Origin of the sequence: Halomonas jincaotanensis, assembly GCF_018448785.1 — a bacterium.
In the GTDB taxonomy this organism is placed as follows: Bacteria; Pseudomonadota; Gammaproteobacteria; order Pseudomonadales; family Halomonadaceae; genus Halomonas; species Halomonas jincaotanensis.
Genome location: NZ_JAHCLU010000007.1, coordinates 134,105 through 147,839, shown reverse-complemented (window position 1 = coordinate 147,839; position 13,735 = coordinate 134,105). Strand labels below are relative to the sequence as shown.

The following is a 13,735-nucleotide window of genomic DNA, read 5'->3' as shown; positions in this document are numbered from 1 at the left end:
GCTTCTTGAACCTCCTTCTCTGCGGTTACTCCCTTTTGTAGATCTATACCAGATTGACGATGACCAGCGTCAGTGTGGCGGCGGTGAAGGCGTAGCCTAACAACACCAGCAAGCCATCGTCGGCGAGTAGGGCGAGGCCGAACAACGTCAGAGCCAGGCCGGCGCCATTGGCGGTAAAGGGTACAAACTCCATGGGCGGCATGGCCATGGCGATCAGCAGGCAGGTCAACGCCACCGGCAGATTCGCTGGCGGTCGGGTCAGTCGAGAGAGCCGCGGCTTGAGCAGCCGGTCGACCCAGCTCGCTGGACGCATCATCCAATCCAGGCCTTTTTGGAAGCGCTCACGCGATACCTGGCGCGTCAGCAGCCAGCGGGGAAACCACACGTGCTTGCGTCTGGCCAGCAGCTGGCCAGATGACAGCACGACCAAGGTGGCCATTAGCGTGGGCACGCCGGGGAGATCGCCAATCAGCGGGGCCAAGGTGATCAGTCCCGCGATCAGCAGGAACGGCGCGAAGGAGCGTTGGCCCACGCTGTCGAGAATGGCCTCCAGGCTGACCCTTTCTTCGCCTTCCCCGGCATGTCGTATCTGCTCGAGCAGGGTTGTCAGGTCGGTGGGCGCGACTTCTTGTTCCGCCCGGGAGGTGTCATCGGCCATTTGACCTCCTAGTGAACAGCAAAATGCCGCCCAGCAGCATTAGTGCCGGGCCCACGAAGCCGACGGGACTGGCGCCCTGCCAACCGATAAAGATCAGCAGCACGCCGAGCAGCTCCAGGGCGAGGGCGAAGGTCCAGACCGTCATGTTGGGCTCCCTGAGAAAATGATCCGCTAGTTTAGCCTCCCCCGCGCTGTGGGTGTACACCCGCGCTGGGAAGGTGGTTCGCCAGCGCTTATGATGCGCACGGCATGAGGCTTCAATTTATGAGCCGTATCGTGATCGACCGCAGAGAGAGAACCTAGTGCCGTTATCGTTATGGATGTCGCTGGTGGCGATCTGCGCCTTGGGCGCCATGTCGCCGGGGCCGAGCCTGGCCCTGGTGCTGCGTCACACCCTGGGGGGCGGTCGCGCGCCGGGTATAACGGCGGCGCTGTCTCATGCGCTGGGCGTGGGCTTTTATGCCCTGCTCACCGTTTGGGGATTGGGGGCGTTGATCGTGCGCCTGCCCGGGCTATTCCAGGCCATTACCTGGCTGGGTGCCGCTTACCTGGCGTGGCTGGGCATCAAGGCGCTGTGCGCCGGGCGAGCCGGTGCCTTCGCCGCAAAGGCGTTAACCACCACGCGAAGCCAGGCGGCGCGCGAGGGCATGTTGGTGGCGCTGGGCAATCCCAAGTTGATCCTGTTCTTCGTGGCCTTGCTTAGCCAGTTCGTGACGCCGGACATGCGTATGGCGGACCGGGCGATCATCGTGCTGACGGCGATGATCATCGACGGCGGCTGGTACGTGCTGGTGGCGCTGAGTCTTTCCCACTCGCGGGTGTTGCCGTGGCTGCAGGCCCGGGCGCACTGGATCAATCGCATTACCGGCGTGCTGCTGCTGGCGCTGGCCCTGCGGGTGATGGTCGGCCCCCTGACCGGCTAGGAACTGGGAGGGTGATGATGTCGTCAAATCGACACAGAAATTGGTCGTTGGCCATCAGCCACTCGTGCTGGTGCTATCCTCAAGGTGTCTTCTGGAACGGAAATCCTGGTCGATGCACGATCCATTACACAAAACGCGAGCGCTGGTGCTGGAAACCGACCTAGATGTCGCCGCCGAGCTTTCCCTGCAACTCAGCGTGCTAGGGATGGAGAGTTGCCATTTTCGCCAGGCCGCGGCCTGGCTGGAAAACGTCGCCCTCTATCCGCCGCCGCTGGTGATCATGGCGCTCGAGTTTGGTGAGCAGGACGGCATCGCCCTGCTGCATCGGCTCGCCGAGGCCAATTACCGAGGCAGGGTGCTGCTGATCAGCGGGGTGGAGCGCAAGGTGGCGCGTATCGCCGAGCGGGTAGGCCAGACGCTGGGCTTACAGATGCTCGGCTCACTGGAAAAGCCCATGCGGCTGGCCGAATTGCGTCAACGTCTCGGCAGGTGGCGTGTCGTCCGCGAGACGCTTCCCCACCCGGAAGCAGAGCCGGTGGTGAGTACGCATGAGCTCGCGCTTGCCTTGGCCAGGAACGAGTTGACGCTCTACTACCAGCCTCAGTACGAACTCGCCAGCGACCGCTTGAGCGGCGTAGAGGCGCTGGTGCGCTGGGACCATCCGCGCCTGGGCTTGCTCGGTCCGGATAGTTTCCTGCCCCTGTTGACACGAGCCCAAGGCAAGCGCCTGACTCGCTATGTGCTGAAACGCGCTCTGGATGATGCCGAGAGGTGGTGCGAGGAGGGGGTCTTTCTGTCGCTGTCGGTCAACGTGACCGCCGACGATCTGATGAATCCTGACCTGCTGGAGTTGACACGCCATGCAACGCCGAACAGCTCGCGTCTGGTGGTGCTGGAAATCACCGAGAGTGCCGTCATGGAGGACGAACTTCTGGGTAGCGAAGTGGCGGCCCGGTTGCATCTCGGTGGGTTGGAAATGTCGGTGGATGACTTTGGCGTGGGCTTCTCGTCGCTGTCACGCTTGCAGGTGCTGCCGATCAGCGAGGTCAAGATCGATCGCAGCTTCGTGAGCCATTTGCATGAAAATCCCCAGGATTCGGCCATCGTCGAGGCGGTGTCACTGCTCGGCCGGCGGTTGGGCATCCGCGTGGTGGCCGAAGGCATCGAAGAGCTGAGTATTCTGCCGCTGCTGGAACAATTTGGCTGTACGCATGTGCAGGGCTTCGGTCTGTCGCAGCCGGTATCCGCGAACGCCATTCCCGCTCTGGCGTCCTATCAGCTGCCGATCCGCTCGAGGATGGCGGAAAGCGGGGCGTCGCTTGGCAATATGCCATAGGCCGTACTCGCCTCGCTGCTGAGGCGGGCGCGACAGAAGGTCTCGGCCACTACGCTGGGGGCGTGGCACAGCAGCAGGGCGGCCTGGGTACACTGCGCCAGGCGTTGGACCAGCCAGCGGGCGCGCGGTTCCAGGTCTCTCACCGGTCGGCCGAGTTCTCTTTCCAGCTCCTTGAGCGCCGCATCGAACTCTGCTTGTTGACCGCCTGCTTCACCGAGCAGACGGCGAAGCGCGTCGAGTGCCTCGGGATGACGCGTGAGCACACGAAGTACATCCAGACAGATCACGTTGCCCGACCCTTCCCAGATCGAGTTGACCGGCGCTTCGCGGTAGAGCCGCGCGAGCGGCAGTTCCTCTACATAACCGATCCCGCCCAAGCATTCCATGGCCTCGGCCATGAACCCCGGCCCGCGCTTGTTGTGCCAGTACTTGGCCAGCGCCGGCAGTAGCCTGGCCAGTGCGACCTCGTCCGGCTCGCCACGCACGGCGGCGTCGAAGGCGCGTGCGGTGCGCATCACCAGCGCCAGGCCGGCTTCCACCTCCAGTGCCAGGTCGGCGATCACACCGCGCATCAGCGGCTGGTCAGCCAACGGTCGGCCGAAGGCGTGGCGTTGGCAGGCATGGCGCCAGACCTCGTCCAGCGCCTGGTGCATCATGCCCACCGGGGCGGTGGCGGTGTCCAGACGCGTCTGCTGGACCATCTCGAGCAGGGTGGCGATGCCGCGGCCCGGCTCGCCGATCGGTTCTGCCCAGGCGCCGCGGTATTCGATCTCCGCCGAGGCATTAGCGCGATTGCCGCACTTGTCCTTTAGGCGTTGCAGTTCGATAGGGTTGCGCTGGCCATCCGGCGTGAAGCGCGGCACCAGAAAACACCCAAGCCCCGCATCGCTCCGGGCAAGCGTCAGGAAAGCATCGGACATCGGGGCGCTGCAGAACCACTTGTGACCGGTGAGTCGCCAGCCGTCGCTGTCCGGCTCGGCACGCGTGGTAATGGCGCGAAGATCGCTGCCGCCCTGCTTCTCGGTCATTGCCATGCCGAAGGTCAGGCCGGTCTTGTCGGCGGCGGGCAGGGCGCGCGGATCGTAGTCCCAAGCCAGCAGCCCCGGGGCCCAGCGGTCATGTACCACGGTCGAATGACGCAGCACCGGCATGGCGGCGTGGGTCATGGTAATCGGGCAGCAGAATCCTGGCTCGGCCTGGGTGAGCAGGTAGAGCGCGGCGACGTGGGCCTGATGGCCGCCGCAGCCTTCTTCCTGCCAGGCCACGGCGTGCCAACCATGGTCGATGGCCAGGTGCATCAACTCATGGTAAGCGGGATGATAGCGGACCTCGTCGAGCCGGCGGCCATGCGCGTCGAAGGCCCGCAACACCGGCGGGTGGCGGTCGGCCGCCTGGCCCAGTTCGCGCGCGCGGGCGCTGCCGGCTTCTTGCCCGAGGGCGGAGAGGCGCTGAATTACCCACTGCGGGGCCTCGCGCGCAAGCGCTTCCTGCAATGGCCGGTCCGCTGCCAGCAGGTCGCGGTCGCCGCCCGTATCGGGCTGATTACTCACTTCATGGGTGGCCTGGCGCGAGCGGGGAGCATGGTCGTCCATGGGGGCCTCCGACAGTAGCGCGCATTTCCCTGAGCATGGCCGGCGCCAACCAAACGGTCAATGTGGTACCCAGGGAATGACTCAGCGTGTGACGCGATGCGTGACGTGCCAGGCGCGACTGGTTAGGCTGAAGGCCCTTTTGCCGGGAGGCTCCCATGAGCGCCGACGTCCCCTTACCCGAGTTGCTGCCACGCCCGCATATCGCCAATGAGCGCATACAGCTGGTGGATGCGCGCAATCGGCCCTGCGGCAGCGCCATGCGGGCGACGATGCGGCGTTTTCGGTACTGGCACCGCGCCACCTATATCGTGGTGCGCAACCGGTGGGGTGGGATCTGCGCGCAGCGCCGCACTCTGACCAAGGAGGTCTTTCCTGGTGGCCTCGATCTGGCCGCCGGCGGCGTGGTAGGCGCCGGCGAAGCGGTGCACGTGGCGGCGCGACGCGAGCTTTCCGAAGAGCTCGGCATCCGCCATGTCCCGCTGCGTCACATGCTGGAATTCGTCCATGCCGAGGGCGGCAATCATATCTTCGGCAGTGTCTTTCTGGTCGAGCATGACGGGCCACTCGTGTTGCAGGCGGAAGAGGTGGCCGAGGCTTTCTGGCTGGCGCCGGACGACGCCTTGGCCCTCGAAGAGGTGACGCCGGATACCCGCCAGGCCGTGATGGCGCTGGACGAGGCCGGTGCTCTCGCGGTGGCGCCATGAACCGCCAGGCGCAGCAGGAGAACACTTTGCGAGAAGAGAGCGCTTTGCGGAAGGAGAACATGTTGCATGAGGAGCACGCGTCGCGGCTGAAGAATCCGGCACGGCCGGAGAGCCTGGCATCGGTGGTAGCCGCGCTCGAAGAAGTGGTGCTCGGTAAGCCTCATGAAGTGCGACTCGCCTTGTGCTGCCTGCTGTGTCGCGGGCATTTGCTGATCGAGGACCTGCCGGGGCTCGGCAAGACCACGCTGGCCCAGGCGTTGGCGAGAGTCACCGGGCTGGACATGCAGCGCCTGCAGTTCACCAGCGACCTCCTGCCCGCCGACGTGCTGGGCGTTTCGGTATTCGATCCCCGCGAGGCGAGCTTCCACTTTCATCCCGGGCCGGTCTTCCATGGCCTGGTGCTGGCCGACGAGATCAACCGCGCCACGCCCAAGACCCAGAGTGCCCTGCTCGAGGCCATGGAAGAGGGCAAGGTGACGGTGGAGGGCGAGACCCGCGCGCTTCCCGATCCCTTCTTCGTCATCGCCACCCAGAACCCCCAGGAGCAGGCGGGCACGTTCGCCCTGCCGGAGTCGCAACTCGACCGCTTTCTGATGCGGCTGTCGCTGGGCTACCCGAACCCGGCGGCGGAGCGCGAGATACTGCGTGGCAACGCTGGGCGGGTGAAGCTCGAGTCATTGCCGGCCCTGTTCGATGCCGAGCGCATGCGGGCCTGGCAGGCGCGGCTGGGCGGTGTTCATGTCGCCGAAGCGTTGCTCGATTATGTGCAGGCGTTGGCGGCGGCCAGCCGGGAACATCCCGAGCTGGCCTGGGGCCTCTCCACCCGCGGCGTGCTGGCACTGCTTCAGGCCGCACGAGGCTGGGCGCTGCTGGCAGGGCGCGATCACGTGCTGCCCGAGGATGTCCAGGCGGTCTGGGTGCCGGTCACCGGGCATCGCCTGAGCCGCGGCCCGCGCGAGGAAGGCGAGGCGCTGGCCCGCCATCTGCTCGCTCGTGTGGCGGTAATGCCGGGATGATGGCGTGGGCTTCCCATGGTGCTTAGTGAGACTCGTGCTGAGACGCATGCCGAGTCCCATGGCGGGGCCGATGCGGCGCCCGGGTGGCGCCAGCGCCTGCGTCGCCGCCTGTTCCGACGCCTGACGGCGCCAATGGCCAGACCGCTTCCCCAGCGTCGGCTCTTCCTGCTTCCGACCCGCTTCGGCTTGGGGTGGATGGTGTTGGTCGTGGTGCTGCTGCTGTTCGGTATTAACTACCAGAACAGCCTGGCCTACGGGCTGGCCTTCTGGCTGTTTGCCCTCGGCGTGGTGGGGTTGCTGCGTGGTTGGCGCAACCTGCTCGGCGTGCAGATGACGCTGCGCCTGCCCAGGGAGGTGTTTGCCGGCGGCGAGGCGCGGCTCGGTGTGATCCTCGAAGCCAACCGGTCGCGCTCCGCTCTCGAGGTACATGCTGCCTCCGTGTCGGCCTGCGTCGACCTGACTGCCGGCCGTGGCGAGACCGTCCTGGCGTTGTCGGCCCCTCGGCGCGGTCGACAACGCTTGCCGATGCTGCGATTGCAAAGCCGTTGGCCTTTGGGGCTGGTGCGAGTGGTCGCCTGGCTCGAAACCGCCGAGGCGCTGTGGGTGTATCCGCAGCCGCTGGAGCACAAGACCAAGCCTCACCGACAGGCGGGGCTGGGCCGCGAGGAGGGTGACTTTGCCGGGCTGCGCCGCGCGGTGCCCGGCGACAGCCCCACGCGGCTGGCCTGGAAGCAATGGAGTCGCACCGGCGTGCTGGCCGCCAAGACGTTCCATGTCCCGCCGCGCCGGCAGCTCTGGCTCGACTACGACGCTTGTCAGGGCGATCCCGAGCGCCGCCTGTCGGTGCTTTGCGCCCGCGTGCTGGCGCATCATCGCGACGGCGACCGCTTCGGCCTGCGCCTGCCCGGTATCACCGTGCCCCAGGGCGAAGGGGCTAGCCAGCGCCGCGCCGCCCTCGATGCGCTGGCCCGCTTCCCGCCGTCCACCGCCGCCCGACAGGGGTCGCCCACGTGATCGGGCGGCGTGTCGGGGTGCGAGCTGCCTCGGAGCCGGCGGTACTGGCCGATGGCCATGCCCTGGGCAACGCCATGCTGCGGCAGCTGTTCATCGGTCAATGTCTGATTCTGGCGCTGCACCTGGCGTGGTTGCCCCTTTGGCTGATCGCACTTGCCGCGGCTGTGGCGGGCTATCGTTACCTACAATTGCGCGGCCGCCTGCCGCGGGCGGGTATTGCCCTGCGCCTGGTGGCGGTGGCTGGGCTGCTGGCGGCGTTGTGGCTGGAGTACGGCACCCTCTATGGCATGCAGGGGCTGATCGGGCTGTTGGTCGGGGTCTACCTGCTCAAGCTGCTTGAGACCCATGACCGCCGCGATGCCCGCGTGGTGGTACTGATCGGCATGGTCGCGACGGCCTCGGCCTTCCTTCACGACCAGGGCATTCCCATGGCGGTGGGCGCCTTGCTGGTGCTGGCCTGGCAGGTGCAGTCGCTGGTCTGGCTGGCCGGGGCGGGCAGTGCCGCTCGGGCGTGGCGCGAGACGGCCTGGCTGCTGGGGCTGTCGGCGCCGCTGATGGTGGTGCTCTTCGTCAGCGTGCCGAGGCTCGGGCCGCTGTGGGCGATGCCCCAACTGGATAGGGCCTCCACCGGCCTGACCGACGAGATCGCCCCGGGTGACATCGCCGCGCTATCACTTAGCGATGCCCGCGCCTTCCGGGCGCGCTTCACGGGCCGCGAACCCAAGGTCGCGGAGCGCTACTGGCGGGTTTATACGCTGACGAATTTCGATGGTGTCCGCTGGTCGCGCGTCACGCCGCAGGGGCTGTCGGCCACGTTGACGCGCCCCCTCGAAGATTTCATGCGAGAAGGGCGTCGATCCCCCTGGCAGGAGGAGAACGGCCCGTCGCGCTTTTCCGCCGAACTCCTGCTCGAGCCCGACAGCCGCCCCTGGCGGCCCTCGCTGGGCACGCCTCTCACCACCGACAGCCGCCAGCGCTATCTGGCCGACGGCACGCTGGAGGGTGATGCGCCTTTGTCGTCGCGTACCCTGCTCACGGTCGAGAGCAGCGGACAGGCGCCGGCCCACGCTGACCCCGCCGGCACGGCCTTTCATGCCATGCTGCCGCCCCGGGGTAACTCGCGCACCCGTGAACTTGCCGAACGGTTGTGGCGCGAAAGCGATGGCGAGGCGCGCGGGTATCTCGAGCGGGTGCTGGCACGCTTCGGCGAGGCGCCGTTTCGTTACACGCTTTCGCCGCCACGGCTGACCTCCGGCGACCGCGTCGACGAATTCCTGTTCGAAAGCCGCGCCGGCTACTGTACCCATTACGCCTCGGCCGCGGCGGTGATGGCGCGGGCGGTGGGCATTCCGGCGCGCATCGTGGCGGGCTTTCTGGGCGGCGAGCGACACCCGGATGGCCATTTTACGGTACGCGACTACGATGCCCACGCCTGGGTCGAGGTGTGGATCGAGGGTGGCTGGCAGCGTTTGGACCCCACCGCGGCGATCGCTCCCGAGCGCATTGAGCAGGGGCCCCAGGCGGTGCGTGATGGCCGTGAGCGGTTTCTGGCGGATGCGCCTTTCTCGCCACTGCACCTGCGTAATCTAGGCTGGGCCAACCCGCTGCGGCTGGTGTGGGAGCGACTCGAGTATCGCTGGCAGCGCGGTGTGATCGGCTATCAGCGCGGTGCCCGCGGTGAGCTCCTGGCGCGCCTGGCGGAGGGCTGGCAGGCAGTTCGGGCCTGGCTCGTCGATGTGACATCGGGACGGGGGGTAGGGTCGCCCCTGGTGGGGTTTCTGGCGCTTGCGGCAAGTGCCGTGGCAGTGGCGTGGCTTGGCAAGCGGATGTGGCATCGATGGCGTCGCGATCACGATGAGCGGGTTCAACTGCTGGCGCTTCAGGCCTGGCTGGAACGGCGCGGCCTCGAGTCGATGCCGGGGGAGTCGCCAGCCAGCCATTTGCGGCGGCTGGCGCCCTACGCCGGGGCGGCGGGTCCAGCACTCGAAGAGTGTGCCCTTCACGCCGAACGATTGCTGTATGCACCGCTGCGCGAAGCCGAACGCCGCCAGCGTCGACGCCATCTGGCCATGCGCGTCGCCGAAGTGCGGCGACGGCTGCGTGGACGGCGAGCATGACGACGCGTCGCCTTGGACTGGCGTCTTGAGCGAGGGCGTGGCATCGTGAATATAACCACTAGCGAAGTTGTCGCCATGTCCATTCATGACTATCAGTGCCGCACTCACCGCGGCGAGCCCTTCAACCTCGGCGCCCTGCGTGGTCAGGTGTTGCTGATCGTCAATGTGGCCAGCCGTTGCGGTTTTACCTCTCAGCTCAAGGACCTCGAGCGGCTCTACACGCGCTATCGTGACCGTGGCTTCACCGTGCTGGGGTTTCCCTGCAATCAGTTCGCCCGCCAGTCGCCGGAGTCGGCCTTCGACTTCTGCGCCTTCAGCGTGCGGGAGTACCGCGTCACCTTTCCGCTGATGGAGAAGGTCAAGGTCAACGGGTCGAACGCCCATCCGCTGTTCGTGGAGCTCAAGCGTCAGGCGCCGGGCGTGCTGGGTACCGGCATGATCAAGTGGAACTTCACCAAGTTTCTGGTTGGGCGCGACGGCCGGGTGATCCGCCGCTTCTCGCCACGCGACGGCGAGCTGAAGCTGCGCGAGGCGCTGGAGCTTGCCCTCGACGAGCCGTGAGCATCGGCCTTCAGGGTATCTCGCCGCGTTCTACCATCAGCCGGGCCATCAGCTCGTTCCAACGATGGCGGGTCATCATGGTGGTCAATCCCGAGAATAGCATCCAGCTCTTGCGTCGCCAGCCCTTGAGACGCAGGTTGTGAGCCACCAGCTGTTTCATCAGCTTATAGTCATCGAAGGCTCGCCATTCCCCCGCCACCGACATCTGCTGGCGTGACAGCACCGGCGCCAGCTCCAGCCGGAACACCCATTCGAGTTGCTGCAGGGTGAGATCGTGACGCTGGATGACCGTTATCATGCGAGCGTAGTCGGTCTCTCGCGGTTCGCGTTCGAGCCACAGCGGGGCAAGGGCCAGCCAGAGGTCACCGCGTTCATCGACCAGGTGTTGGGCGTCCATCGGGGTCTCCTGCCTTGTTAAATATCGTACCCGGGTTTCGAGCGTCTGGGGCGGACAGTGCGCTCCTCGCTCGCTAGAATGGCACGCACGCTCATGGTAAAGCATCGAAGCACGCCGAAACATTCGATTGGGTCCCACGCGGCCCGTCCCCAACAGCGAGGTCTGTCGTGATTATCAAACCCAAGGTTCGCGGTTTCATCTGCACCACTACTCATCCCGTCGGTTGCGAGAAGAACGTCCTCGAGCAGATCGAGGCAACGCGTGGTCGCGGTCTGGACGAGGCGCTGGTTGATGAGCAGCAGCGGCCGAAGAAGGTGCTGGTGATCGGGGCCTCCAGTGGTTACGGCCTGGCGGCGCGCATCACCGCGGCTTTTGGCTATGGCGCCGATACCCTGGGGGTCTTCTTTGAGAAGCCGTCGACCGAGACCAAGCCCGGTACCGCCGGCTGGTACAACTCGGCGGCCTTCGATAAGTTCGCCAAGGCCGAGGGGCTCTACAGCAAGTCGATCAACGGTGATGCCTTCTCCCACGCGGCGCGTGACAAGGCCATCGAACTGATCCATCAGGATCTCGGTCAGATCGACCTGGTGGTCTACTCGCTGGCCTCGCCGGTGCGCAAGCTGCCGGACAGCGGCGAGCTCAAGCGCTCGGTGCTCAAGCCGATCGGCGAGACCTACCGTGCCACGGCCATTGACACCAACAAGGACGCCATCATCGAGGCCGAAGTCGAGCCCGCCACCGAGCAGGAAATCGAGGACACCAAGGCGGTGATGGGCGGCGAGGACTGGGAGCTGTGGATCGACGCGCTGGACCGTGCCGGTGTGCTGGCGCCAGGCGCGCGCAGCGTGGCCTTCAGCTATATCGGCACCGAGATCACCTGGCCGATCTACTGGCACGGGGCGCTGGGCAAAGCTAAGGAGGATCTCGACCGGGCCGCCGGGGAGATCGACAAGCGTCTCTCGGCCAGCGGCGGTGGCGCCAACGTGGCGGTGCTCAAGTCGGTGGTGACCCAGGCCAGTGCCGCCATTCCGGTGATGCCGCTCTACATTGCCATGGTCTACAAGGTGATGAAGGAGAAGTGCCTTCATGAGGGCACCATCGACCAGCTCAACCGCCTGTTCGGCGAATGCCTCTATGCTCGCGAAGAACAGGATAACGACTGCATCATCGATGAGGTGAGTCGACTGCGTCTGGATGACCGGGAACTACGTGATGATGTTCAGCAGGCCTGCAAGGACCTGTGGCCGAAGGTGACCACTGAGAACCTCTTCGCGATCACCGACTACGCTGGCTACAAACATGATTTTCTCAAGCTGTTCGGTTTCGAGCGTGACGATGTGGACTATGAGGCGGATGTGGACCCCATGGTCAATTTCGATGTCGTAACCCTGTAAGGACATGCCGGCGAGAACATGCCAGTCAGGGCATGACGCGATCATGCCGTCACCTCGTCAAGACGCCGGTCTCGTCGACACCGGAGGCCTGACAAGAATGTCTGGCCCGGATGCCCGCTAACCCTGGAAGGAACGATCGGGAGGTTGTGATGAATACCGAGGAGAGCAAGACACAGAAGGAAGAGCTCGAGCATCTCAGGGAAGTGAAGGAGCCGGAGAACTTCGAGCACCCCGAGCCTGATGCTGGCCAGCCGGAGGCCAAGGCGCCAGCCAAGGGGTTCCAGCGCGTATTGCCGATCGTCATCGTGGTGCTGGGGATCTTAATTGCCGCCATGTTGATCTACAGTGGCGCCGAATGACCGAGTTGTGACGGGTCTTGTGGTCGGCAGCGCTCGCCGCCACCTTGGAGTGCCGGGCAGAGCGTTTGGTTTGGTAGGAGAGAGGGTGGGGCGTCCGTCCTGCGTTATGCTATGAATCCAGGCCCCAAGGAGATGGTTTGAGCGCCCTGAGACCCCATCTCTTCCTGCTGCTGGTGGTAATGATCTTTTCCGGCAACATCCTGGTCGGCAAGGCGCTTTCCGGCCTGCCGCCCTTCACCATCTCGATGGGCCGGGTGTCCATCGCCCTGTTGATCATGCTGCCGCTGGGCTGGCATCAGGCGCGTCACGGTTGGCCGGTTTTCCGGCGTCATTGGCGGCCATTGCTGGGGCTGGCGCTCTCGGGGGTGGCGTTTTTCAATGCGCTGATCTACGCTGCGCTGTCGTTCACCTCTCCGACCAACGTGGCGATCCTCGAATCGCTGATTCCCGTGGTGACTTTACTGCTCAGCGTGCTGCTGCTGGGCGAGCGGTATCGCATGCTGCAGTGGGCGGGGGTGGTGCTCTCGCTTTTCGGTGCGGTGGTGGTGATCGCGGCGGGAGAAGGCGCGGCGGCGGTGCCGGGCGGCATCAATCCCGGCGACCTGATCATGCTGCTGGCGGTGCTGGTCTGGGTGGGATACTCGCTGCTGGTCAAGGAACACATGGCGCGCTTTCCGCGCTACGGCAGCCTGCTGGTGATGCTGGCCATCGCCAACCTGGCGCTGGCGCCCATCGCCCTGCTGGAGGGCGCCTGGCAGGTGATACCGCGGCTCGAGGTCGCCGAGTTTGCCGGCCTGGCGTACCTGGGCATCTTCCCATCGGTCGTGGCGCTGTTGCTCTACAACAGCGCCTTGGCCGACATCGCCCCCTCTCGCGCCGCGGTCTATCTCAATCTGTTGCCGGTATTCACCATGCTCGGCGCTTGGTGGTGGCTGGGTGATCGTATCCTGCCGGTCCAGGTGATTGGCAGCCTGGTGGTGATCGTCGGCGTCTGGTGTACCATCGTGCCGCGTCGGGCGACACCGTCAGGGGCGACGCGCCAGCAGGGCGCGGACCAGTGACCCCATCAGCACCGGGGTGTCCTGCTCAATGACGAAGCCGGCATCCTCGAGGAGCGGACGTGCCTGGCGCGTGATGTCGGTGGCGATGGCCGACGTGAAGGCATTGAGGCCGCGGCGAAGTGGCCCCGAGGGGCGGTCGTCGGCCTGGAACTTGTCCATCACGCACAGCTGCCCGCCAGGTTTCAGCACCCGTCGTGCCTCGGCCAGCCCCTGGTCGGGGTCGGGCATGACCGCGAGAATCAGGTGCATAACCACCACGTCGAAATAGCCGTCGGGGAAGGCGAGGCGCTCGGCGTCCATCGGTACGGCCTGAACGTCCATGCCCAGCGCCTCGGCGCGGTGCGCGAGGCGTTTGACCATCGCCGGCGCGAGATCCGTGGCGTGAATCTCTACGTCGCGCGGCAGCCAGGGCAGATCGAGTCCGGTACCGGCGCCCACCAAGAGGACTCGCATGCCGGGTTGCCAGTGCACCTGTTCCAGCGCGAGGCGGCGGGGCCGCCGGAAGGCATGGTCGGCCACGGTATCGTAGAGTGGGGCGTAGAGTGTATAGCGCAGACGATTCCAGCCGGTGGTGTTGATCATTAGATTACGTCTCCTTGCTGA

The 13,735-nt window shown here is 65.7% G+C and carries 15 protein-coding genes; 10 read left to right on the top strand and 5 right to left on the bottom strand.

Features of this window, described 5'->3' with window-relative positions:
* Positions 1-43: 43 nt before the first annotated feature.
* Entirely contained in the window at positions 44-658 is a 615-nt protein-coding gene (locus tag KG088_RS08345; RefSeq protein ID WP_213825054.1) for an exopolysaccharide biosynthesis protein, read from the bottom strand.
* The gene (locus tag KG088_RS08340) at positions 648-803 is read right to left on the bottom strand and encodes a hypothetical protein (protein WP_213825053.1); all 156 of its coding nucleotides are present in this window, start codon (positions 801-803) and stop codon (positions 648-650) included. Before KG088_RS08340 ends, KG088_RS08345 begins: the two co-directional genes overlap by 11 nt.
* Before the next feature lie 157 nt (positions 804-960).
* Between KG088_RS08340 and KG088_RS08335 the strand changes: the two genes are divergently transcribed.
* The gene (locus tag KG088_RS08335) at positions 961-1,581 is read left to right on the top strand and encodes a LysE family translocator (RefSeq protein WP_213825052.1); all 621 of its coding nucleotides are present in this window, start codon (positions 961-963) and stop codon (positions 1,579-1,581) included.
* 112 nt (positions 1,582-1,693) lie between these two features.
* Positions 1,694-2,917 carry an EAL domain-containing response regulator gene (locus KG088_RS08330; protein ID WP_213825051.1) on the top strand — a complete coding sequence of 408 codons (1,224 nt, stop codon included), beginning with the start codon at positions 1,694-1,696 and terminating at the stop codon, positions 2,915-2,917.
* Here KG088_RS08330 and KG088_RS08325 read toward each other — a convergent pair.
* The gene (locus KG088_RS08325; protein ID WP_213825050.1) at positions 2,857-4,509 is read right to left on the bottom strand and encodes an acyl-CoA dehydrogenase family protein; all 1,653 of its coding nucleotides are present in this window, start codon (positions 4,507-4,509) and stop codon (positions 2,857-2,859) included. The genes KG088_RS08330 and KG088_RS08325 overlap by 61 nt on opposite strands.
* A 155-nt stretch (positions 4,510-4,664) precedes the next feature.
* Here KG088_RS08325 and KG088_RS08320 point away from each other — a divergent pair, with 155 nt between their 5' ends.
* The 5 genes from KG088_RS08320 to KG088_RS08300 all read left to right on the top strand — a co-directional run bounded on the left by KG088_RS08320 (position 4,665) and on the right by KG088_RS08300 (position 9,921).
* Entirely contained in the window at positions 4,665-5,213 is a 549-nt protein-coding gene (locus KG088_RS08320; RefSeq protein WP_213825049.1) for an NUDIX hydrolase, read from the top strand.
* Positions 5,214-5,272: 59 nt separating this feature from the next.
* Positions 5,273-6,229 carry an AAA family ATPase gene (locus KG088_RS08315; protein ID WP_213825048.1) on the top strand — a complete coding sequence of 319 codons (957 nt, stop codon included), beginning with the start codon at positions 5,273-5,275 and terminating at the stop codon, positions 6,227-6,229.
* Between the two features lie 15 nt (positions 6,230-6,244).
* Positions 6,245-7,243: a DUF58 domain-containing protein gene (locus KG088_RS08310; RefSeq protein WP_213825047.1), complete on the top strand. Its 999-nt coding sequence runs from the start codon at positions 6,245-6,247 to the stop codon at positions 7,241-7,243.
* A complete protein-coding gene (locus KG088_RS08305) occupies positions 7,240-9,360 on the top strand; it encodes a transglutaminase family protein (protein WP_213825046.1) in 2,121 nt (706 codons plus the stop codon). Before KG088_RS08310 ends, KG088_RS08305 begins: the two co-directional genes overlap by 4 nt.
* Before the next feature lie 75 nt (positions 9,361-9,435).
* Complete coding sequence (locus KG088_RS08300; protein ID WP_213825045.1) at positions 9,436-9,921, top strand: glutathione peroxidase; 486 nt, start codon at positions 9,436-9,438, stop codon at positions 9,919-9,921.
* A gap of 10 nt (positions 9,922-9,931) precedes the next feature.
* Here the strand turns inward: KG088_RS08300 and KG088_RS08295 are convergent, their stop codons facing one another.
* On the bottom strand, positions 9,932-10,318 hold the full coding sequence (locus KG088_RS08295; protein ID WP_213825044.1) for a DUF7079 family protein: 387 nt from the start codon (positions 10,316-10,318) through the stop codon (positions 9,932-9,934).
* 167 nt (positions 10,319-10,485) lie between these two features.
* On the opposite strand from KG088_RS08295, the gene fabV reads away from it, so the two are divergent.
* From fabV to KG088_RS08280, 3 genes are all read left to right on the top strand, one after another.
* Positions 10,486-11,712 carry an enoyl-ACP reductase FabV gene (fabV, locus tag KG088_RS08290; protein ID WP_213825043.1) on the top strand — a complete coding sequence of 409 codons (1,227 nt, stop codon included), beginning with the start codon at positions 10,486-10,488 and terminating at the stop codon, positions 11,710-11,712.
* A gap of 149 nt (positions 11,713-11,861) precedes the next feature.
* Positions 11,862-12,071 (top strand): hypothetical protein, encoded by a 210-nt coding sequence (locus KG088_RS08285; RefSeq protein ID WP_213825042.1) that lies wholly within the window; start codon positions 11,862-11,864, stop codon positions 12,069-12,071.
* A gap of 137 nt (positions 12,072-12,208) precedes the next feature.
* Positions 12,209-13,132 (top strand): DMT family transporter, encoded by a 924-nt coding sequence (locus KG088_RS08280; RefSeq protein ID WP_213825041.1) that lies wholly within the window; start codon positions 12,209-12,211, stop codon positions 13,130-13,132.
* On the opposite strand, the gene KG088_RS08275 is transcribed toward KG088_RS08280, so the two are convergent.
* Positions 13,097-13,714 (bottom strand): class I SAM-dependent methyltransferase, encoded by a 618-nt coding sequence (locus KG088_RS08275; protein ID WP_213825040.1) that lies wholly within the window; start codon positions 13,712-13,714, stop codon positions 13,097-13,099. The two genes, KG088_RS08280 and KG088_RS08275, sit on opposite strands and share 36 nt — an antisense overlap.
* Between the last annotated feature and the right edge of the window lie 21 nt (positions 13,715-13,735).